The following is a 19641-nucleotide window of genomic DNA, read 5'->3' as shown; positions in this document are numbered from 1 at the left end:
ATGCGGGGGAGGAACGGGTGGCCACACGCCTGCCATCGGCCCCTCCTATCCTTCCCGGGCTGACATATATCCGCCCGCTCGGCTCGGGCGGCTTCGCCGACGTCTTCCTCTACGAGCAGGACATGCCGCGCCGCGATGTCGCCGTCAAGGTCCTCCCGAGCGACGTGCGCGACCCCGAGCTGCGCCGCATGTTCAACGCCGAGGCAGATGTGCTCGCGCACCTGTCGGCGCATCCCTCCATCGTCACGGTCTATCAGGCGGGCATCTCGGCCGACGGTCGGCCGTACATCGTCATGGAGTTCTGCCCGGGCTCTCTCGCGCAGCGCTACCGCATCGAGCGGCTCCCGGTGCCTGAGGTGCTCGAGATCGGCGTCAAGATGGCCAGCGCACTCGAGTCGGCGCACCGCGCCGGTCTCGTGCACCGCGACGTCAAGCCGAGCAACATCCTGGTCACGACCTTCGGCGCCCCCGTCCTGGCGGACTTCGGCATCTCGTCGTCGCTCGCCCGCGCGACCGCCGACGAGGTGCTCGCGATGTCGATCCCGTGGAGCGCCCCTGAAGTGGTCGCCGAGCAGACGGCGGGCACCATCGCGAGCGAGGTGTGGAGCCTCGGCGCCACGGTCTATTCGCTTCTGGCGGGGCACAGCCCCTTCGAGCGCCGCGAGCGCGGCCAGAACACGAAGGAGCAGCTGCGGCGGCGCATCGCCCGCGCCACGTACACGCCGATCCCGCGCACCGACGTCCCCGCCGCCCTGCAGGACGTGCTCGCCCGTTCGATGGCTCGCGAGCCCGTCCGCCGCTACCCCTCCGCGCGCGACTTCGCCGAAGCCCTCCGCAGCGTCCAGAGCGACCTCGGCATCTCGCCGACCGCGCTCGAGGTGCCGGCGGAGGAGTGGGCCGCGGCATCCTCTCCCGTCGACTTCGCCGACTCCACGATGCGCGGAGCGGCCCGGAGCCACGTCGAGCACGAGGGCCGCCGCAAGACCCGCCCCGAGACGGGGGTCGCGAGCCTCGCGCGCGATGAGGACACCGACATCTCGGCGAGCCCGCGGCCCCGCACCCGCGTCCTTCCCTGGGTCATCGCGGGCATCGCGGCGGTCGTCGCGATCGGCGCCGTCGTCGGCGCGCTCTTCGTCGCGGGGGTGCTCTGAATGCGTCGCCGGACCATCGCCGGCGTCACGGCGGCGGTGGCCGCCCTGGGCCTGATCGTCACGGCGAGCGTGGTGTGGCCGGGTCTCGATGCGCAGGAGACCCCTGAGGTCGACACCTCCGTCTGGGCGCTGCAGACCGGTGACGGGCGCCGCTACGCGCGCGTCAACACGACGATCGGCGAGCTGGACACCGTCCGCAGCGTCAGCAACCCGAGCGAGGTCGCGCAGACGTCGGACGGCGCGTTCCTCTTCTCGGACAGCTACAGCAAGCTCACGAAGATCGATCCGGCGATGCCGGTCGATCTCGACGAGGAGTCGCTGCGCGCTTCGCCGTCGACGCCGGCCGGCACGACCGACGTCGTCACGGCGGGGGACTTCGCCGCCTACCGCACCGACTCCGGAGCGGTCTTCGTCGGGCGCCTCTCGACGGGCGACTCGACGCAGCTCGACCCGTTCCCCTCCGAGGACGAGAACGCGCCGCAGTACACGGCCGATGCGATCGCCGTCGACGCTCGCGGCATCCTGTTCGCATACTCGCGTGCGGACTCGTCCGTCCTCCGCTACGACATCGCCGCGTCCGAGGTGAAGGGGCGCGACCCGCTCGAGGTCGACGGTCTCACGACGCCCGCGATCACGGCGGCGGGCGACATCTGGGCCCTCGTCGACACCGATGACGGGGACGTATGGCTGAGAGGGGCGGATGCCTCGATCTCGGCCGGCACCACCGGCACCGTCGTCGTCGGCGAGCCCGATGCCGGCGGCAAGGACGTCTATCTCGCGGATGAGACGGGCCTGGAGCGTGTCAGCGTGGACGGCGGCGAGGTGACCGACGAGGTCGGCGCGGGATCGACCGTGCTCGGCACGCCCGCGAAGCCCACCGTCCAGGACGGCGTGGTGTACGCCGGGTGGCTGCCGCAGGGTGACACCGGCGGCGTGGTGTGGGACTCGGCATCCGATCAGACCACCGACCTCGACTACGGTGGTCAGGACCTCGGCGACGACCGGCGGCCGATGTTCGTCGCGACCGATCAAGCCGTCATCCTCAACGAGACCCGCAGCGGCTGGGTGTGGACCGTCCCCGACGGCCGGCTCGTCGCATCGAGCCAGGACTGGTCTCTCGACGAGAAGACGAATCCCGACTCTCAACCCAGCGAAGAGCAGCTGACGATCATGATCGATCCCAAGCCGCCGATCGCAGAGCCCGACGCGTTCGGCGTGCGAGCGGGGAGCCTCGCGACCCTTCCGGTGCTGATGAACGACCACGACCCGAACGAGGACGTCCTGTCGATCGACCCGACGTCGGTCACGGGCCTCGACCCCGGCTTCGGCACGGCATCCATCACCGACGACGGGCAGCGCCTCACCGTCCGCGTCGCACCCGACGCCACCGGCTCGGCGACCTTCTCGTACGCCGTCACCGACGGCACGACGGCGGACGGCCTGCGCTCGGACCCGACGACCGTGACCATCACGGTCGCACCCGCGGGAGTCGACACCGCCCCGTCCTGGTGCGCTGTCGACGGATGCCTCATCCCCTGGCCCGAGCCCGAGGTCGCCCGCGGCGGCACCGTCACGGTGCCCGTGCTGCCGGGATGGGTCGACCCCGAGGGCGACCCGCTCCTCCTCCTCTCGGTCGAGAACACCTCCGGGGTCGGAACCGTGGCGTCCACACCGGCGGGCGATGTCGTCTATCAGCACGCCGACAACGGACAGGGGGGCGAAGAGCTCATCGAGCTGGCCGTGACCGTGTCGGACACCCTCGGCCAGACCGCGACGAAGCCCCTCGTCATCCGCGTGTCCCCCGAGCCGCGGCTCGAGGTGCAGTCCTTCGCCGTCGTCGACACGATCGACGCCGGGCTCACCGTCGATGTCGCACCGCACGTCACCGGGACGGCCGGCGCCGTGACGGTCGAGTCCGTGCGCGTCCTCGACGATGCCGCAGCGACGGCCACCGTCGTGGGCGGGACGACCGGCTTCGACTTCGCCGCCCGCACCCCGGGAACCTTCCGGGTCGGATTCACCGTGACCGACGGCGTGAGCGACGCCGATGGCACGGCGCGCATCACGATCCTCCCGGCGGATGCGCCGCCCGAGCTCGCCACCTCGCCGGTCGTGGCGTTCGTGCGTCCGCAGGAGGACGCGACGCTCGACGTCTTCGCCGCCGTCTCCAACCCCACGCGCCGCGTGCTGCTGCTGAGCGATGTGACGGCCCGCGCCGATGACGGGGCATCCCTGTCGGTCGACGCCGTCGGCCAGAACTACCTCCGCATCTCCGGCACGACCGCCTCGGGCGCGCCCGGCAGGCTCGGCACCGTCACGTACACCGTGAGCGACGGGACGGAGGACCGCGGCGCGAGCGTGCAGGGCGAGGCGACCGTGTATCTGCTCCCGCCCGCGCCGGAGCTCGCGCCCATCGCCGTCGACGACACGGTGGTCGTGCGGGCGGGTTCGCAGGTCGACATCCCCGTGCTCGACAACGACATCGCGCCCGCCGGCGGGCGGCCGATCCTCAACCCCGCCTCGGTCGTCTCGTCGAGCGAGGACGCGCTGGCCTTCGCCTCGGGCGACGTGCTGCGATACCTCGCACCGAGCGAGCCCGGCGACTACGGCATCGAGTACTCGGTCTACACGACGGGCGCGCCCGTGCTCGCCGACACGGCGGACGTCCGGATCCATGTGCTTCCCGACGACGCCAACCGGGCTCCTCTCCCCGAGACGCTCGAGGGCCGCGTGCTGAGCGGCGAGTCCACCGTCATCGAGTTCGACGGATTCGGCATGGACCCCGACGGCGACGTCGTGACGCTCGACCGGATCATGAGCCAGCCCGAGAGCGGTGCGGCGACGATCACGGCCGACGGCACATCCCTCCTCTACTCCAGTGTGCCCGGGTATCGCGGCCAGGTCTCGTTCCGCTACCGCGTCGTCGACGCGTTCGGCGAGACCGGCGAGGGGACGGTGCGCATCGGTGTGCTCGACGGCCAGTCCAACCCGAGCCCCATCACGTTCACGGACTATGTGCAGGTGCAGGCGGGGGCCGACAGCCGCATACGGGTCAGTCCGCTCTCGAACGACATCGATCCGACGATGCGGGACCTGACGCTCGAGGACGTGCGGCCCGACCTGCCCCAGTTCCTCGTCGACGGATCGCCGAACCCGGAGTTCACCCGGATCAAGAGCCGCATCCGCTCGCACTCCGACACGACGGTCGTCATCGACGCCGGCACCGAGCCCACGACGATGTCGTTCCTCTACGACGTCGTCTCGAGCTCGGGCAACACCGGCCGCGGACTGATCGTGGTCAAGGTCGTACGCGAGAGCGTGCCGGACTATCCTCTCGTGGCCGACACGGTGCTCACGGTCGAGAACCGCGACGACTTCCGCAAGGGCGTCGATGTGCTCGCGGGCAAGGCGACGTGGTCGGCCGGCGAGGTGGCCGACCTCGAAGTGAGCCTGTGGGGGGATCCGCCGGGCGTCACGGTGAAGGGCCGCAAGATCAGCGGCGCCCTCCCCGAGACGACGCAGATCATCCCCTTCGCGGTGACCGGCGAAGGCCCCTCGGGACCCGTCACGACGTACGCCTTCCTGCGTGTTCCGGGCGACGACGACCTGTCGCTCGTGCTCCGCTCTGGCGCAGAGACGCCGAACGTCAAAGAGCTCGAGTCCGTGTCGTTCGACATGGCGTCGCTCGTCGCGCGGCCCCCGGGGACCCCGCTCGAGGTCGGTCCGGAGCTGCGCACCTCCGGCGCGCGGGGCGAGGCATCCTGCGCCGTCGAATCCGGCACGACCGTGCGCTACGACGCCGGCTCGGGCGCTCCGTGGGTCGACGCCTGCCAGGTCCCCGTGCGCATCGCGGGCCAGGACGACTGGACGTATCTGTCGGTGCCGATCGTCGTGCTCGCCCTCGACCCGCAGCCCGAGCTGCACCCCGCCTCGCTCACAGTAGGCCCCGGCGAAACGGCGACCTTCGACCTCAAGCAGATGACGACATGGCAGCTGCGCGAGGGATGGGGAGACATCCAGTACGCGGTCGACTACTCCGGCTCCGCGTTCGAGGTCACGCAGTCCGGCTCGACCCTGACGATCGTCGGCGCGGACCGGGCGGTGCCGGGATCCGAGGATGCCGCGGTCATCAGCGTCACGAGTCACAACGCCGTCGCCCCGGCACGCCTGATCCTCCGCGTCGGAGCCGCGCCCTCGACCCTCCCGCAGGGCGGCTCCGCGACGCAGCAGTGCTCCCAGGCATCCGGCTCCTCCTGCACGATCCAGGTGGTCGGCGCCTCCGGCGAGGTGAACCCGCTGCCGCGCACGCCGCTCGAGGTCATCGAGGTGCGCCCGACCGGCGCGTGCGTCGGGGTCAGCTTCCAGGTCGCTTCCGCGTCATCCGTCGTCGCCTCCTGGTCCCAGGATGCCCCGGGTGCGACGTGCGCCGCGTCCTTCTCCGTCGAGGACGCCCAGGGCCGGCGGACGAACGCCGAGCGCGACGGCCGCATCCTGCTCGACCTCCTGGGGTACCCGAAGCCGCCCGCGAGCCTGCGGCAGACGGCGTACGGGAACGGCACGCTCACCCTGCGGGTGGACGGGGGCGAGTCGCGCCTCGCCTACCCCGCGCTCTCGGGCTTCATCGTCCGCTCCAACGGCCAGGAGGTCGCGCGATGCTCGGCCGACGGCACCTGCCCCCCGATCACGGCACCGAACGGCGAGCAGCGCACCTACGAGGCGGTCGCGGTGAACGCGGTGGGCGAGTCGCGTTCGAGCGTCAGCACCGTCGCGTGGGCGTACAACGCCCCCGGCGCTCCCGCAGGCGTCGTGGTGGCTCCCGTGGTGACCAACGGGGACGGCGGCGTCGTGTCGCTCTCCATCTCGGGTCTCGACTCCGGGCAGACCGGCGGCGTCGAGATCACGAGTCCCAACGGCGAGACGGCGCGCATCCCGGTCCGTCCCGGTGAGGACGCGATCGAAGTCGGCTCGTACCGGGTCGGCACGAACTCGTCGTCGCCCATCACCATCACCCCGTATTCGCGCTTCGAGCTCCCGCCGGGCCTCGGCGGCAGCGCCTCCGGCGCCGCGACCACCGTGTGGGGCAACGGCGTCGGCGCCCCCGTCAGCCCGAGTCTCGCGCTCACCTCCGAGTCGATGGGCGACGGCACCTCGACCGTCACAGCGCAGGCTTCGGCAGCCGTGAACGGCGACGGCTCGTCCCTCCGGTACGGCATCGTGCGCGACGGCCAGCGCTGCGAGACTACGGCGAACGGGGCCACGGCGACCTTCACGGGGCTCCCCGACGGCGACGAGTACGCCTTCACGATGTGCGTCGAGTCGTGGTTCGACGGCCGCTCGTTCGGGTCGAACTCGACGTCGGCGAGCGTGCGGGCCGTCCAGAGCGGCAAGCCGCCCAAGGGGTGGACCTTCGTCGTCGCCGGCCGTCCGAACGTCGGCGACGGGCGTGCCGAATGGACCATCCAGTCTCAGCCGACGTCGACCGAGAAGGTGCCGAACCGCAACCACGTGGAGATGACCGGCTTCCCCTCGGGCATCTTCGGCCGCGACCCGGGGATCCAGGTGCGGTACGTGCACGACTGGTGGGGGACCGCGACGCCGTGGTCGACGGTCGCGCCGGCGGCCGGCAGCGCGCCCTACCAGGTGCAGGCGAACTGGAACGCCGACAACGCCTGCCAGGGCGGCGGGAAGCTGTCGCCGCGAGGCACCTCGACGGAGGGCAAGGCGGCTATCTCGTTCGGCAACGGGAACCTCACCTACTACGACAAGAACGGCAAGGTCCTGCCGCACACCGCCGACACGTGGGACGTGCCGAAGGGCGCCGTGCGCGTCGACGGCATCCGCGTCACGGTCAGCTGGGCCGCGCAGAACTGGGGGCTGAACGACGCGTCGGCGACCTTCAGCGCCGTCTGCACGCCCAACGACGGCGACCCCCAGCCGAACCCCTAGAGACACCGACCTCCGAGCCCCACCGAAGGACAGCATCCATGACCCTCACGCAGGAGCAGGCGACCTGGTTCGCCCAGACGTTCGCGCAGATCGCCGACAACGTCGAGCGCGCCGTGCTCGGCAAGCGGCACGTCGTGGAACTCGTCCTGACGGCGATGCTGAGCGACGGGCACGTGCTGCTCGAAGACGTCCCGGGCACCGGTAAGACCTCTCTCGCGCGCGCCATGGGGCAGTCCGTGCAGGGGACGAACACCCGCATCCAGTTCACTCCCGACCTGCTCCCCGGCGACATCACGGGCATCACCGTCTACGACCAGAAGACGGGCCAGTTCGAGTTCCACGCGGGGCCCGTCTTCGCGAACATCGTCCTCGCCGACGAGATCAACCGCGCGAGCCCCAAGACGCAGTCGGCGCTGCTCGAGGTCATGGAGGAGGGCCGCGTCACGATCGACGGCGTCTCTCGTCAGGTTGGCGTCCCGTTCCTCGTCCTCGCGACGCAGAACCCGGTGGAGCAGGCCGGCACCTACCGCTTGCCCGAGGCACAGCTGGACCGCTTCATGATGCGCGCCTCGCTCGGCTACCCGGATCACGCCTCGACGGTCCGCATTCTCGACGGTGCCGCCGTCGCGACCGAGGATCTCAGCCCCATCATCACGCCGCAGGCCCTCGTCGGCATGGCGGACCTCGCCGCCGAGGTCTACGTCGACGCGCTCGTGCTCGACTACATCGCCCGGCTGGTCGACGGCACGCGCTCGGCCGACGAGGTGCGCCTGGGCGTCAGCATCCGCGGCGCTCTCGCGCTGACGCGCGCGAGCCGCACCAGGGCCGCCTCGCAGGGCCGCACATACGCGACGCCCGACGACGTCAAGGCGCTCGCCGTGCCCGTGCTGTCGCACCGCCTGATCCTGCATCCCGAGGCCGAGTTCGACGGGGTCACCCAGGAAGCCGTCGTCGGGCAGGTGCTCCTCGACGTGCCGCCGCCCACCCGCCGCGAGGCCGTATGAGCACGGACGAGCTCCGGCGAGCGGGCGTCGACACCGTCGAGGGCCGTCTCACCCGCACGTCGGCCTCCACCCTGTCGTCGACAGCGGGGGCGACGACCCGCACCGTCGCCCCGGTCACCCGCGGGCGCGCGCTCGTGCGCGCCGTCGTCTGGGCGACGGATGCCTCGCGCGCAGCGGCGTCTGCGATCTCCGTCGCGGCCCGCTCGGCGGCACGGACCGTCCGCCCCGCCGGGGTGCTCATCGCGGCGGCGGCCTCGGTCGGGCTCGTCCTGGGCCTCGTCTTCGGCTGGGTCGAGTGGATGGTCGCCGGCGTGGTCGCGCTCGTCCTGCTCGTGATGGCCGTGCCCTTCCTCTTCGGCGCCCGGTCGTACGACGTCGACCTCACGCTGGCGCACGAGCGCGTCGTCGCGGGGCAGGGCGTCGTGGGCGAGATCGTCGTCCGCAACCACGGCAACCGCCTCGCTCTGCCGGGGCGCATCGACATCCCCGTCGGCTCGGGGCTCGTGGAATTCGGCGTGCCGCTCCTGCGCCCCGGACACACGATCTCGCAGCCCCTCGACATCCCGGACCTGCGTCGCGGCATCGTCACCGTCGGTCCCGCGACGACGGTGCGCAGCGATCCCATCGGGCTCCTCCGGCGTGAGCACGCGTTCGACGACGTCCACGACCTCTACGTCCATCCGCGCACGACGACGGTGCCGTCGACGAGCGCGGGCCTCATCCGTGACCTCGAGGGCAGCCCGACGCGGCGGCTCGTCGACGCCGACATGTCGTTCCACGCGATCCGGGAGTACGCGCCCGGAGACTCGCGCCGCCAGATCCACTGGAAGTCCACGGCGAAGACCGGGCAGCTCATGGTGCGCCAGTACGAGGAGTCGCGGCGCTCGCGCATGGCGATCGTCCTCGGGATCGCCGAGGCGGAGTACGCCGACGCCGACGAGTTCGAGCTCGCCGTCTCGTGCGCGGCATCCCTCGGCCTCCGCGCCGTCCACGACGACCGCGATTTCGACATCGTCGTGGGCTCCGAGGTCCCCCGGGTCGTCCGCGGGCGGCTGCGCTCCATCCAGCGCATCCCCGCGCCCGCCCCCCGGCCCATGCTGGACGGCTTCAGCGGCATCGACCTGCTCGAGAACACGATGCCGATCGAGGACGTCTGCCGCCTCACCGCCGAGGCGAACGAGCGGCTGTCGATCGCGTTCGTCATCGCCGGGTCCCGCGTGTCGCTGACCCGGCTCCGGCAGGCGGCGCTCGCCTTCCCGGGCGACACCGCCGTCGTCGCGATCATGTGCGACGAGCGGGCGCACCCCCGCATGCAACCTGTCGCGGGGCTCACGGTGCTCACCGTCGGCACGCTCGACGACCTGTCCGGACTGCTGCTGCGCGGGGCCGCGTCGTGAGCGATCCCGTCGTCGTCCCGACCCCTTTGCGCCGCGAGCGGCCCGATGCGGTGCCGCGCCTCGTCGCCGGCTCGCTGTTCGTCGCCGCCATCGTGGTGATCGCCGCGGTCGCGGCCTGGCCCATCTACCGCTCGGGCTGGTTCCTGCTCCTCGTCGGCGTATCGGCCGTCGTCGCGGCGGGTCTCGCCGTCGTGGCGCGGCTGCGCCGGTGGGACGGATGGATGACGACGGCTTCCGTGGCCGCCGCCTTCTTCGTCCTCGGGGTGCCGCTCGCCGTGCCGTCCCGCCTCGGCGGCCCCCTCGAGCTCCTCCGCGGCCTGGGCGATCTCGGCACAGGCCTCGTCCTCGCGTGGAAGGACCTGGTGACGGTCGACCTTCCGGTCGGCACGTACCGGAATCTTCTCGTTCCGGCGCTCGTCGTCTTCCTCGTCGGCACGTGCGCGACACTCCTGCTCTCCTGGCGCGAGGACCGGGCGGCCTACGCCGCCGCGCCGATCGGCCTCGCGATGGTGTCGTTCGGCCTCTTCTTCGGGCGCACCGAGACGAGCGCGCCCCTCCCGCTCGGCCCCGTCACCCTCTACGCGCCGGTCGAGACGGCGATCGGCATCTCGGCTCTCGTCGTGACGCTCCTCTGGCTCGCGTGGCGCAACCGCGAGGAGCGGGTGCGCGCGCTGCAGCGCGCGGCGGCGTCCAGCGGGGTCCGGATCTCACGCCGCCCCACCCGCGCCGACCGTCGCCGGGGAGCACTCGGCGCGGGCATGCTCGTCATCGCGGTCGCCGCCGGAGCCGTCGTCGTGCCCTACGCCGCGCGGGGTGCCGACCGTGACGTCCTCCGCTCGGCCTTCGGGCCCGAGATAGACCTCGCGGCGGAGGTCAGCCCGCTCTCGTCCTACCGAGCGCTCTTCGCCGACGACCGCGCCGACGAGGTGCTCTTCACCGTCGACGTGGAATCGGGCTCGCCCTCCCGAATCCGCCTCGCCACGCTCGACAGCTACGACGGTGAGGTCTTCCGCGCCGGCGGCGCCGACGCGGTCGACGACGCCCAGTTCGTCCGGGTCCCCGCGACCCTCGACGCCGGCGACGGGCGGGCGGCGCGCACGAGGATCTCGATCGAAGGACTCGACGGGATCTGGATGCCGACGGTCGGCCGTCTGCAGTCGGTCGACTTCGCGGGGGATCGCGCCGCCGCGCTCGCCGACAGCTTCTACTACAGCGCCGAGGCCGCCGCCGGCGTCGAGACGGCGGGCGACGGACTGAAGAAGGGCGACTCGTACCTCATCCGTTCGATCGAGCCGGGGCTCCCGGACCTCGCGGCGATCAGGGCGCCGGGCGGCGTCGATTCGTCGATCGCCGTGCCCGAGAGCCTCGCGACCTGGGTCGAACGGCATGCGACAGGGTCGGACGGCGTCGCTCTGCAGGGACTCGTGAAGCTGCTCCGCGAGCGGGGGTACCTCAGCCACGGGCTCCTGCCGGAAGGAGAGACGCCGGTGTGGGCGTCGTCGCTTCCCGACTACGCGCCGCAGGCGAGCGCGTCGGGCCACTCGCTCGCGCGCATCGACACGCTGTTCTCGAAGCTCCTCGAGCGCGAGACGGATCCCCGGGCCGAGGCATCCGGCAACTTCGTCGCGGGCATCGGCGACGATGAGCAGTTCGCGGTCGCCGTCGCACTCATCGCACGCCAGCTCGGCTTCCCGTCGCGCGTCGTCGTGGGGGCGCGGCTGGATTCAACCGACCCCGGAGTCGCCACGTGCGACGACGGCGCCTGCCGTGCGCAGGACCTCTCGGCGTGGGCCGAGGTGCAGGACGACGCGGGGGAGTGGATCCCGGTCGACGCGACACCGCAGTACGCCGACTCGCCGAGCCTCGAGGTCACCGAGCAGCGGGACCCCGAGAACGTCACGGAGGTGCGGCCGGACTCCGTCGAGGAGGTGCTTCCGCCCGACCCGGTGCAGGAGGACTCGGGCGTCGACGACGACGTGCGGAACGACGCGGGGCCCGACCTCGCCTGGCTGTGGTCGACCCTCCGGACTTCGGGCGTCGTGCTCGCGATCCTCGTGCTCGCCCTCGGGCCGTTCCTGGCGGTCATCATCGCGAAGGCCGTTCGGCGTCGGGGGCGTCGCACCCAGGGCCCGCCGGCCGCACGCGTCGCCGGCGGCTGGGACGAATACGTGGATGCCGCGGTCGATGCGGGCCGCGGCGCCCCCCGTGCGCTCACCCGCTCGGAGGTCGCATCGGCGTACGCGACGGACTCCGGCCTCGTGCTTGCCGAGCGGGCCGACCGTGCGGTCTTCTCGGGCGCAACGACCACGCTCGACGAGGCAGAGGAGTTCTGGCGCATCGTCGACGAGGAGCGCCGCGGACTCGCTCGAGGCGAGGGGTTCTGGCGACGGGTGCTCGCGACCGTATCGTTGAGATCGTTCATCCGTCCCCTCGCCCCGATGAAGGGGCGCAGGGAACGCACCGCCGAGAGGGGGAAGCGCCGCGCCGTTCCGCGTGAGCGCACATCGCCATGAGCAACTTCGAAACCTGGACCGGCATCACGCTCGGGCTCACATCGACGCTCGTCGTCCTCCTGATCTACGTGTGGACGGCGATCGCACTGTCGGCCGTCTTCCGCAAAAGCGGCGAGGCCGGGTGGAAGGCGTGGGTGCCGATCCTGAACATCGTCGTGCTCCTGCGCCTCGGCGGGCTCTCGGGCTGGCTCGTCCTGCTCTTCATCATCCCGATCCTCGGCTGGATCTGCCTCATCATCGCCGTCTATCGCATCAACGTGGCCTTCGGCCACGGCGGTGGGATGACGGTGCTGGCCTGGTTCCTCTTCCCGGTGTGGGCCACGGTCCTGGGCTTCGGCTCCGACCGCTGGGTCGGCCGCGAAGAGGCGGCGCGCGGCCCCGTCCGCACGGCACTCCCCGACGTCCCGCCGCCCCCGCCGCTCCCCGGCGACGGGCGCCGCGCCACGACCGCCTACTCGCCGGTCGCGCCGCCTCCCGCGTACGGGCGGCCCCCGTCACCGGCCGGCGCCTCGGCGGCCCCGGCGGCGGTCCGCACGGCCGCGTCATCGCCAGCCGCCTCCGCTCCGGTGGCCGCGCCGGCCGCCGGATGGACGCCCCCGCCGCTTCCCCCCCAGGCAGCCTCCGCCGCTGTGACGGGCGTCCCCGGTGGGGGCACGTCAACCGCCGGGACCGACCGCCCGGTCTTCGAGGCGCCCGTGGCGGCCCCTGCCGTTCCGGTGCGGTCGGCCGATCCCGGCGACGACGACGACTCCGACGAGGCATCCGGCATCCCCGTCTCATCGCTGCCCCGCCGGACCCGAACGCCCCTCCCGGAGCCCGAGTGGGAGGTCGAGGACGACGCCGACCCGCCGTCCGACGAGCCCTCGTGGGATGTGGATTTCGGCGGTGCCGCATCGACGAGTGAGGTGACGGATGCCGTGACCAACGCCCCGGCGCCCATCAGTGCCGCACCCCGCCGCGCCGTGCAGCCCGACGACGAGCCCGTCATCATGCCGCGCCGGGCCGTGCCGTCTCCGGAAGCCGATGCCGACGAGGCCGCGCCGGAGCCTCCCGTGACGAGTGTGCCCACGGCACCGACGCCGGCCGCTGCGATGCGCGAGCCGTGGGCGCCGGCGGCGTCGCCGGTGCCGACCGAGGGGGAGGCCTTCCCCGAGAGCTCCGGTCCCGTGTCGGCCATCGCAGGTGCGCCGGATGCCGGGGGTCCGCGTTCGGCCCTGTCCTCCGTGTCGGCGCTGCACACCCGCCCGCACATCCCGGAGGAGGACGAGCTCGAGGCGACGGTCGTCGCCCGGCGCAAGCGCACCGCGTGGACGCTCGTCGACGCTTCGGGCACGCGCATCCCGCTGACGTCCGACGTCGTGCTGCTCGGGCGCCGCCCGGCCGCCGACCCCGAGTTCCCCGGCGCGCAGCTCGTGTCGCTCGACGACGACACGCGCACGATCTCCAAGACGCACGCGCGCCTCGAGCTGCGCGACGACAAGTGGTACATCACCGACCTCGACTCGACCAACGGCGTGCTGTTCACGACGCTCATGGGCACCGAGGTCGCCGCGACCCCCGGTGAGCAGACGGAGGCGGGCGAGACCTTCCTCCTCGGCGACGCGGAGGTGTCGCTCAGCCGGAGCGACGGGTGACCGCGGGCGGCGGCGAGGGCGCGGGTCCCGACGACCCGGGAGTCGACGACCCCGTCCTCGATGACTCCGGGCTCGACGACCGCACGGTCCGGGTCCCCCGAGCGGAGCCCGACGACGCGACCCTCGTCTCACCCACGGCGCCCGTGGATGCGACCGCCGTCTCGCCGCGCCGACGGGAGCTGCCGGACGACCTCGACTCGACGCTTCCCGCGCAGCCGGCGGTGCCCCGCGAGCGGGCCCCGGGACCGCGCCGCACGGCGACATCGGGGGATGACCGGATCGACCCCGAGGACGAGCCCGACGACGGCTCCACCATGGTGGTCCGCCGGGAGTCCCGCCGCCGCGCCGCGGCACGGGAGAGCGCCCGTCACGAACCGGAGGCCGTGGCCGAGGGCAAGGGGGCGGCCCCGGCGCCTTCCGGCGGAGCTGGCGCGAGCGTGGCCAGCGCATCGCAGCCCGGAAGCGAGAGCCCAGGTCGCACGGCGCAGGCCCCCCGAGCGGCAGATGCGATCTACCGGCCCCGCGCCTTCGAACCCGCGCACGTGGAGCGGGCACCCCGCCCCGAGCGCGCACCGCAGGCTTTCTTCGACACGGCGGCGGCCGAGGCATCCGCCCGCTCGAGAAGCCGTCGGCGCCTGGCCCTCGGGATCGTCGTGGGAGCGGTCATCGCCATCGGCGCGGTCGCGCTCCTCACGTTCATCGCCCTGACCGGCTGAACCTCCGCGGCCGCTGTCGGGGCGCGGCATCCGTCGCCAGAAGGGCGCCACGCCGCTCGTTTGACCACCCTCCCGAAACACGCGTATCATAGAGGGGTGTGCGCCCACGCGCGCCGTCCGCCGCGCCTCGGCGCGGCAGCCGGCGAGAGGGCGCCGCATCTCAGGGAACGGCCTGCGAACAGGCCACCCCCACGGCATATCCACCACAACAACCGCGCGGCACCATCATGCCTCGCCGGTGGATCCGCGTGAGCCCCGGGTGAAACAGATCGCAAGATCGGCAGATCCCGGGGGAGACCACGAACGCTGTCACCGTGCAGCATCTACAAGGAGAGAACGTGCCAACTATTCAGCAGTTGGTTCGCAAGGGGCGTACGCCGAAGGTCTCGAAGACCAAGGCTCCCGCTCTGAAGTCGAACCCGCAGCAGGCCGGCGTCTGCACCCGCGTCTACACGACCACGCCCAAGAAGCCGAACTCGGCGATGCGCAAGGTCGCCCGTGTCAAGCTCCGCAACGGCACCGAGGTCACCGCCTACATCCCCGGCGAGGGCCACAACCTGCAGGAGCACTCGCTCGTGCTCGTCCGCGGTGGTCGTGTGAAGGACCTCCCGGGTGTTCGCTACAAGATCGTCCGCGGCGCGCTCGACACGCAGGCCGTGAAGAACCGCAAGCAGGCCCGTAGCCGCTACGGCGCGAAGAAGGGTTGAGTTAGATGCCTCGCAAGGGACCCGCCCCGAAGCGCCCCGTCGTCAACGACCCGGTCTACGGCGCTCCGATCGTCAGCCAGCTGGTGAACAAGATCCTCGTCGACGGCAAGAAGTCGCTCGCCGAGTCGATCGTCTACAACGCCCTCAAGGGCGTCGAGTCGAAGAACGGCCAGGACGCCGTCGCCACGCTCAAGAAGGCCCTCGACAACGTGCGCCCGACCCTCGAGGTCAAGTCGCGCCGCGTCGGCGGCTCGACCTACCAGGTGCCGGTCGAGGTCAAGCCTCACCGCGCCAACACGCTCGCCCTCCGCTGGCTCGTCAGCTACGCCAAGGGCCGTCGTGAGAAGACCATGACCGAGCGCCTCCAGAACGAGATCCTGGATGCCTCGAACGGCCTGGGTGCCGCGGTCAAGCGCCGCGAGGACACCCACAAGATGGCCGAGTCGAACCGCGCCTTCGCGCACTACCGCTGGTAACCCCTCGACAGGCTCGGGGACCGGGGGCGAGAGCCTTGCCGGTGCCTGAGCCTGTCGAAGGACTCCACCGCGACATCCCGAACCACAAGTAAGGAAGACACCCCGTGGCACAAGAAGTGCTCACCGACCTCAACAAGGTCCGCAACATCGGCATCATGGCGCACATCGATGCCGGCAAGACGACGACGACCGAGCGCATCCTCTTCTACACGGGCGTCAACCACAAGATCGGCGAGACGCACGACGGCGCTGCGACCACCGACTGGATGGAGCAGGAGCAGGAGCGCGGCATCACGATCACGTCGGCCGCCGTCACGTGCTTCTGGGACAAGAACCAGATCAACATCATCGACACCCCCGGCCACGTGGACTTCACCGTCGAGGTGGAGCGCTCGCTCCGCGTCCTCGACGGCGCGGTCGCCGTCTTCGACGGCAAGGAGGGCGTCGAGCCCCAGTCCGAGACCGTCTGGCGCCAGGCCGACAAGTACGACGTCCCCCGCATCTGCTTCGTCAACAAGATGGACAAGCTCGGCGCGGACTTCTACTTCACCGTCGACACGATCGTCAACCGCCTGAAGGCCAAGCCCCTCGTGCTCCAGCTGCCCATCGGCGTCGAGAGCGACTTCATCGGAGTCGTCGACCTCGTCGAGATGCGCGCTCTGGTGTGGCCCGGCGACGCCAAGGGCGACGTGACCATGGGCGCCAAGTACGAGATCCAGGAGATCCCGGCCGACATGGCCGACAAGGTCGCCGAGTACCGCGAGCACCTGCTCGAGACGGTCGCCGAGACCGACGAGCACCTGCTCGAGAAGCACTTCAGCGGCGAGGGACTGACCGTCGAGGAGATCAAGGGCGCGATCCGCAAGCTCACGATCAACTCGGAGATCTACCCCGTCCTGTGCGGCTCGGCGTTCAAGAACCGCGGCGTGCAGCCCATGCTCGACGCGGTCGTCGACTACCTCCCGTCGCCCCTCGACGTGCCCGCGATCGAGGCGCACGACCCGAAGGACGAGGAGCGCATCATCGAGCGCCACGCCGACCGCGACGAGCCGTTCGCGGCGCTCGCGTTCAAGATCGTGTCGCACCCCTTCTTCGGCCGCCTCACCTACATCCGCGTCTACTCGGGTCACCTCGACTCGGGTGCGCAGGTCGTCAACGCGACCAAGGGCAAGAAGGAGCGCATCGGGAAGATCTTCCAGATGCACGCCAACAAGGAGAACCCGGTCGACTCGGTCACCGCGGGTCACATCTACGCCGTCATCGGTCTCAAGGACACGACGACGGGTGACACGCTCTCCGACGCGGCGAACCAGGTCGTCCTCGAGTCGATGACGTTCCCCGAGCCCGTCATCGAGGTCGCGATCGAGCCCAAGACGAAGGCCGACCAGGAGAAGCTGGGTGTCGCCATCCAGAAGCTCGCCGAGGAGGACCCGACGTTCCGCGTCGAGCAGAACGCCGAGACCGGCCAGACCGTCATCAAGGGCATGGGCGAGCTGCACCTCGACATCCTGGTGGACCGCATGAAGCGCGAGTTCAAGGTCGAGGCCAACGTCGGCAAGCCGCAGGTGGCGTACCGCGAGACGATCAAGAAGACCGTCGAGCGTCACGACTACACGCACAAGAAGCAGACCGGCGGGTCGGGCCAGTTCGCGAAGATCCAGTTCGCGATCGAGCCCCTCGAGGTCACGGCCGACAAGACGTACGAGTTCGAGAACAAGGTCACCGGTGGCCGCATCCCGCGCGAGTACATCGAGCCCACCAACCAGGGCTTCCAGGACGCGATGGCGGTCGGCGTGCTCGCCGGCTACCCGATGGTGGGCGTGAAGGCGACCCTCATGGACGGCGCGTCGCACGACGTCGACTCGTCCGAGATGGCGTTCAAGATCGCCGGCTCGATGGGCTTCAAGGAGGCCGTCCGCAAGGCGAACCCCGTCATCCTCGAGCCGCTCATGGCGGTCGAGGTGCGTACTCCCGAGGAGTACATGGGCGACGTCATCGGCGACCTCAACAGCCGCCGTGGCCAGATCCAGTCGATGGAGGACGCGGCGGGCGTCAAGGTCGTCCGCGCCCTCGTGCCGCTCTCCGAGATGTTCGGCTACATCGGCGACCTGCGTTCGAAGACGTCGGGCCGCGCCGTCTACTCCATGGAGTTCGACAGCTACGCCGAGGTTCCGCGCAACGTCGCGGACGAGATCGTCCAGAAGAACAAGGGCGAGTGATCGTCCCGGGATGCCTCACCCGAGCAACGTCGAAGGGCGAGGCATCCCGGCTCCTACAACTTCACAGAATCAAACCGAACCCCTCTACTAAGGTAGAGAAATCCCCGTAGAGAACCGGTCGCAAACCAGTGCCCGGAATCGCTACACGACCGTCCTGAGGAGGACCCAGTGGCTAAGGCCAAGTTCGAGCGGACCAAGCCGCACGTGAACATCGGAACGATCGGTCACGTCGACCACGGCAAGACCACGCTCACCGCTGCGATCTCGAAGGTGCTCGCCGACAAGTACCCGTCGGCCACCAACGTTCAGCGCGACTTCGCGTCGATCGACTCCGCTCCCGAGGAGCGCCAGCGCGGCATCACGATCAACATCTCGCACGTCGAGTACGAGACCCCGAAGCGTCACTACGCCCACGTCGACGCCCCCGGTCACGCTGACTACATCAAGAACATGATCACGGGTGCCGCCCAGATGGACGGCGCGATCCTGGTCGTGGCGGCCACCGACGGCCCCATGGCGCAGACCCGTGAGCACGTTCTGCTCGCCAAGCAGGTCGGCGTCCCCTACCTGCTCGTCGCGCTGAACAAGGCCGACATGGTCGACGACGAGGAGATCCTGGAGCTCGTCGAGCTCGAGGTCCGCGAGCTGCTCTCCAGCCAGGACTTCGACGGCGACAACGCCCCCGTCATCCGCGTCTCGGGCCTCAAGGCCCTCGAGGGCGACGAGAAGTGGACGCAGTCCATCGTCGAGCTCATGGAGGCCGTCGACGAGTCCATCCCCGACCCGGTGCGTGACAAGGACAAGCCGTTCCTCATGCCCATCGAGGACGTCTTCACCATCACCGGCCGTGGCACGGTCGTGACGGGTCGCGCCGAGCGCGGCACGCTCGCGATCAACTCCGAGGTCGAGATCGTCGGCATCCGCCCGACGCAGAAGACGATCGTCACCGGTATCGAGATGTTCCACAAGCAGCTCGACGAGGCGTGGGCCGGCGAGAACTGTGGTCTGCTCCTCCGCGGCACCAAGCGTGACGACGTCGAGCGCGGCCAGGTCGTCGTGAAGCCCGGTTCGGTCACCCCGCACACCAACTTCGAGGGCACGGCGTACATCCTGTCCAAGGAGGAGGGCGGCCGTCACAACCCGTTCTTCACGAACTACCGTCCGCAGTTCTACTTCCGCACCACGGACGTCACCGGCGTCATCACGCTGCCCGAGGGCACCGAGATGGTCATGCCCGGTGACACCACCGACATGACGGTCGAGCTCATCCAGCCGATCGCCATGGAAGAGGGCCTCGGCTTCGCGATCCGTGAGGGTGGCCGCACCGTCGGCGCCGGCACGGTGACCAAGATCATCAAGTAAGTCCTTCGACTTACGGGAAAGGGGTCGGACCTTCGGGTCCGGCCCCTTTTCGCATGCCCGGAGCCTCCTTGCCCAGGGTTTACCGCTGAGCCGGGTGCCGACAGAATGAAGCGGCGGCGCTCGCCGCGATTCGCACGGAAGGGGGCCCGGATGGGCATCGAGGACATCGTCAACCAGGGCAAGAAGGCGTACGCGGACAACAAGGACCACGTCGACGGATTCCTGAAGTCCGACCAGGCCGAGCAGATCAGCGACCAGGTCTTCGACAGCGCCGCCGACCTGGCCAAGAAGATCGCGCCGGACCAGTACGACGCGACGGTCGACGAGTTCCGCGACAAGGCCGACGGCGCCGTCGGCAACGAGAAGTAGCGCTTCCGACGCAGGCCCGGGTGGATGGCGCCCGGGCCTTCGCCATGCGTGGGAGGCGGCATCCCGCATTCTGCGAAGTCGCGGGCCGTTTCCCGTTCGTTACTTGACGCGCACTCGCGGCGCAGTCTACGTTCGCACCGGGAGCGC

12 protein-coding genes are annotated in these 19641 nt (G+C 70.8%); all 12 read left to right on the top strand.

The window, feature by feature from the left end; genetic code table 11:
- The first annotated feature begins 17 nt into the window (after positions 1 to 17).
- The 12 genes from G5T42_RS03140 to G5T42_RS03085 all read left to right on the top strand — a co-directional run bounded on the left by G5T42_RS03140 (position 18) and on the right by G5T42_RS03085 (position 19494).
- Entirely contained in the window at positions 18 to 1151 is a 1134-nt protein-coding gene (locus G5T42_RS03140; RefSeq protein ID WP_165125304.1) for a serine/threonine-protein kinase, read from the top strand.
- The gene (locus tag G5T42_RS03135; RefSeq protein ID WP_165125301.1) at positions 1152 to 7097 is read left to right on the top strand and encodes an Ig-like domain-containing protein; all 5946 of its coding nucleotides are present in this window, start codon (positions 1152 to 1154) and stop codon (positions 7095 to 7097) included. It abuts the gene before it with no gap.
- Between the two features lie 38 nt (positions 7098 to 7135).
- Positions 7136 to 8101: a MoxR family ATPase gene (locus G5T42_RS03130; protein WP_165125298.1), complete on the top strand. Its 966-nt coding sequence runs from the start codon at positions 7136 to 7138 to the stop codon at positions 8099 to 8101.
- Complete coding sequence (locus tag G5T42_RS03125; protein WP_165125295.1) at positions 8098 to 9498, top strand: DUF58 domain-containing protein; 1401 nt, start codon at positions 8098 to 8100, stop codon at positions 9496 to 9498. Before G5T42_RS03130 ends, G5T42_RS03125 begins: the two co-directional genes overlap by 4 nt.
- On the top strand, positions 9495 to 12011 hold the full coding sequence (locus tag G5T42_RS03120; protein ID WP_165125292.1) for a transglutaminase domain-containing protein: 2517 nt from the start codon (positions 9495 to 9497) through the stop codon (positions 12009 to 12011). Before G5T42_RS03125 ends, G5T42_RS03120 begins: the two co-directional genes overlap by 4 nt.
- The gene (locus G5T42_RS03115) at positions 12008 to 13645 is read left to right on the top strand and encodes a DUF5684 domain-containing protein (protein ID WP_165125289.1); all 1638 of its coding nucleotides are present in this window, start codon (positions 12008 to 12010) and stop codon (positions 13643 to 13645) included. Before G5T42_RS03120 ends, G5T42_RS03115 begins: the two co-directional genes overlap by 4 nt.
- Positions 13642 to 14361 carry a hypothetical protein gene (locus G5T42_RS03110; protein WP_165125286.1) on the top strand — a complete coding sequence of 240 codons (720 nt, stop codon included), beginning with the start codon at positions 13642 to 13644 and terminating at the stop codon, positions 14359 to 14361. The genes G5T42_RS03115 and G5T42_RS03110 overlap by 4 nt, the downstream gene beginning before the upstream one ends.
- Positions 14362 to 14699: 338 nt before the next feature.
- On the top strand, positions 14700 to 15068 hold the full coding sequence (gene rpsL / locus G5T42_RS03105; protein WP_029145644.1) for a 30S ribosomal protein S12: 369 nt from the start codon (positions 14700 to 14702) through the stop codon (positions 15066 to 15068).
- 5 nt (positions 15069 to 15073) lie between these two features.
- Positions 15074 to 15544: a 30S ribosomal protein S7 gene (rpsG, locus tag G5T42_RS03100; RefSeq protein ID WP_133540949.1), complete on the top strand. Its 471-nt coding sequence runs from the start codon at positions 15074 to 15076 to the stop codon at positions 15542 to 15544.
- A 104-nt stretch (positions 15545 to 15648) separates the two neighbouring features.
- On the top strand, positions 15649 to 17763 hold the full coding sequence (gene fusA, locus G5T42_RS03095) for an elongation factor G (protein ID WP_165125283.1): 2115 nt from the start codon (positions 15649 to 15651) through the stop codon (positions 17761 to 17763).
- A 168-nt stretch (positions 17764 to 17931) separates the two neighbouring features.
- The gene (gene tuf, locus G5T42_RS03090; RefSeq protein WP_141881972.1) at positions 17932 to 19125 is read left to right on the top strand and encodes an elongation factor Tu; all 1194 of its coding nucleotides are present in this window, start codon (positions 17932 to 17934) and stop codon (positions 19123 to 19125) included.
- Positions 19126 to 19275: 150 nt separating this feature from the next.
- The gene (locus G5T42_RS03085) at positions 19276 to 19494 is read left to right on the top strand and encodes a hypothetical protein (protein ID WP_165125280.1); all 219 of its coding nucleotides are present in this window, start codon (positions 19276 to 19278) and stop codon (positions 19492 to 19494) included.
- Positions 19495 to 19641 lie beyond the last annotated feature (147 nt).

It is taken from the genome of Microbacterium sp. 4R-513, from assembly GCF_011046485.1.
Lineage (GTDB): Bacteria > Actinomycetota > Actinomycetes > Actinomycetales > Microbacteriaceae > Microbacterium.
Note: the sequence above shows the minus strand (reverse complement) of the source record. Positions and strands in the feature narration are given on the sequence as shown.

What these genes read in the sequence shown, in the direction of transcription:
- G5T42_RS03135 (WP_165125301.1), top strand. Translation starts at nt 1,152, where the DNA reads ATGCGTCGCCGGACCATCGCCGGCGTCACGGCGGCGGTGGCCGCCCTG.
- G5T42_RS03130 (WP_165125298.1), top strand. Translation starts at nt 7,136, where the DNA reads ATGACCCTCACGCAGGAGCAGGCGACCTGGTTCGCCCAGACGTTCGCG.
- G5T42_RS03125 (WP_165125295.1), top strand. Translation starts at nt 8,098, where the DNA reads ATGAGCACGGACGAGCTCCGGCGAGCGGGCGTCGACACCGTCGAGGGC.
- G5T42_RS03115 (WP_165125289.1), top strand. Translation starts at nt 12,008, where the DNA reads ATGAGCAACTTCGAAACCTGGACCGGCATCACGCTCGGGCTCACATCG.
- rpsG (WP_133540949.1), top strand. Translation starts at nt 15,074, where the DNA reads ATGCCTCGCAAGGGACCCGCCCCGAAGCGCCCCGTCGTCAACGACCCG.
- G5T42_RS03085 (WP_165125280.1), top strand. Translation starts at nt 19,276, where the DNA reads ATGGGCATCGAGGACATCGTCAACCAGGGCAAGAAGGCGTACGCGGAC.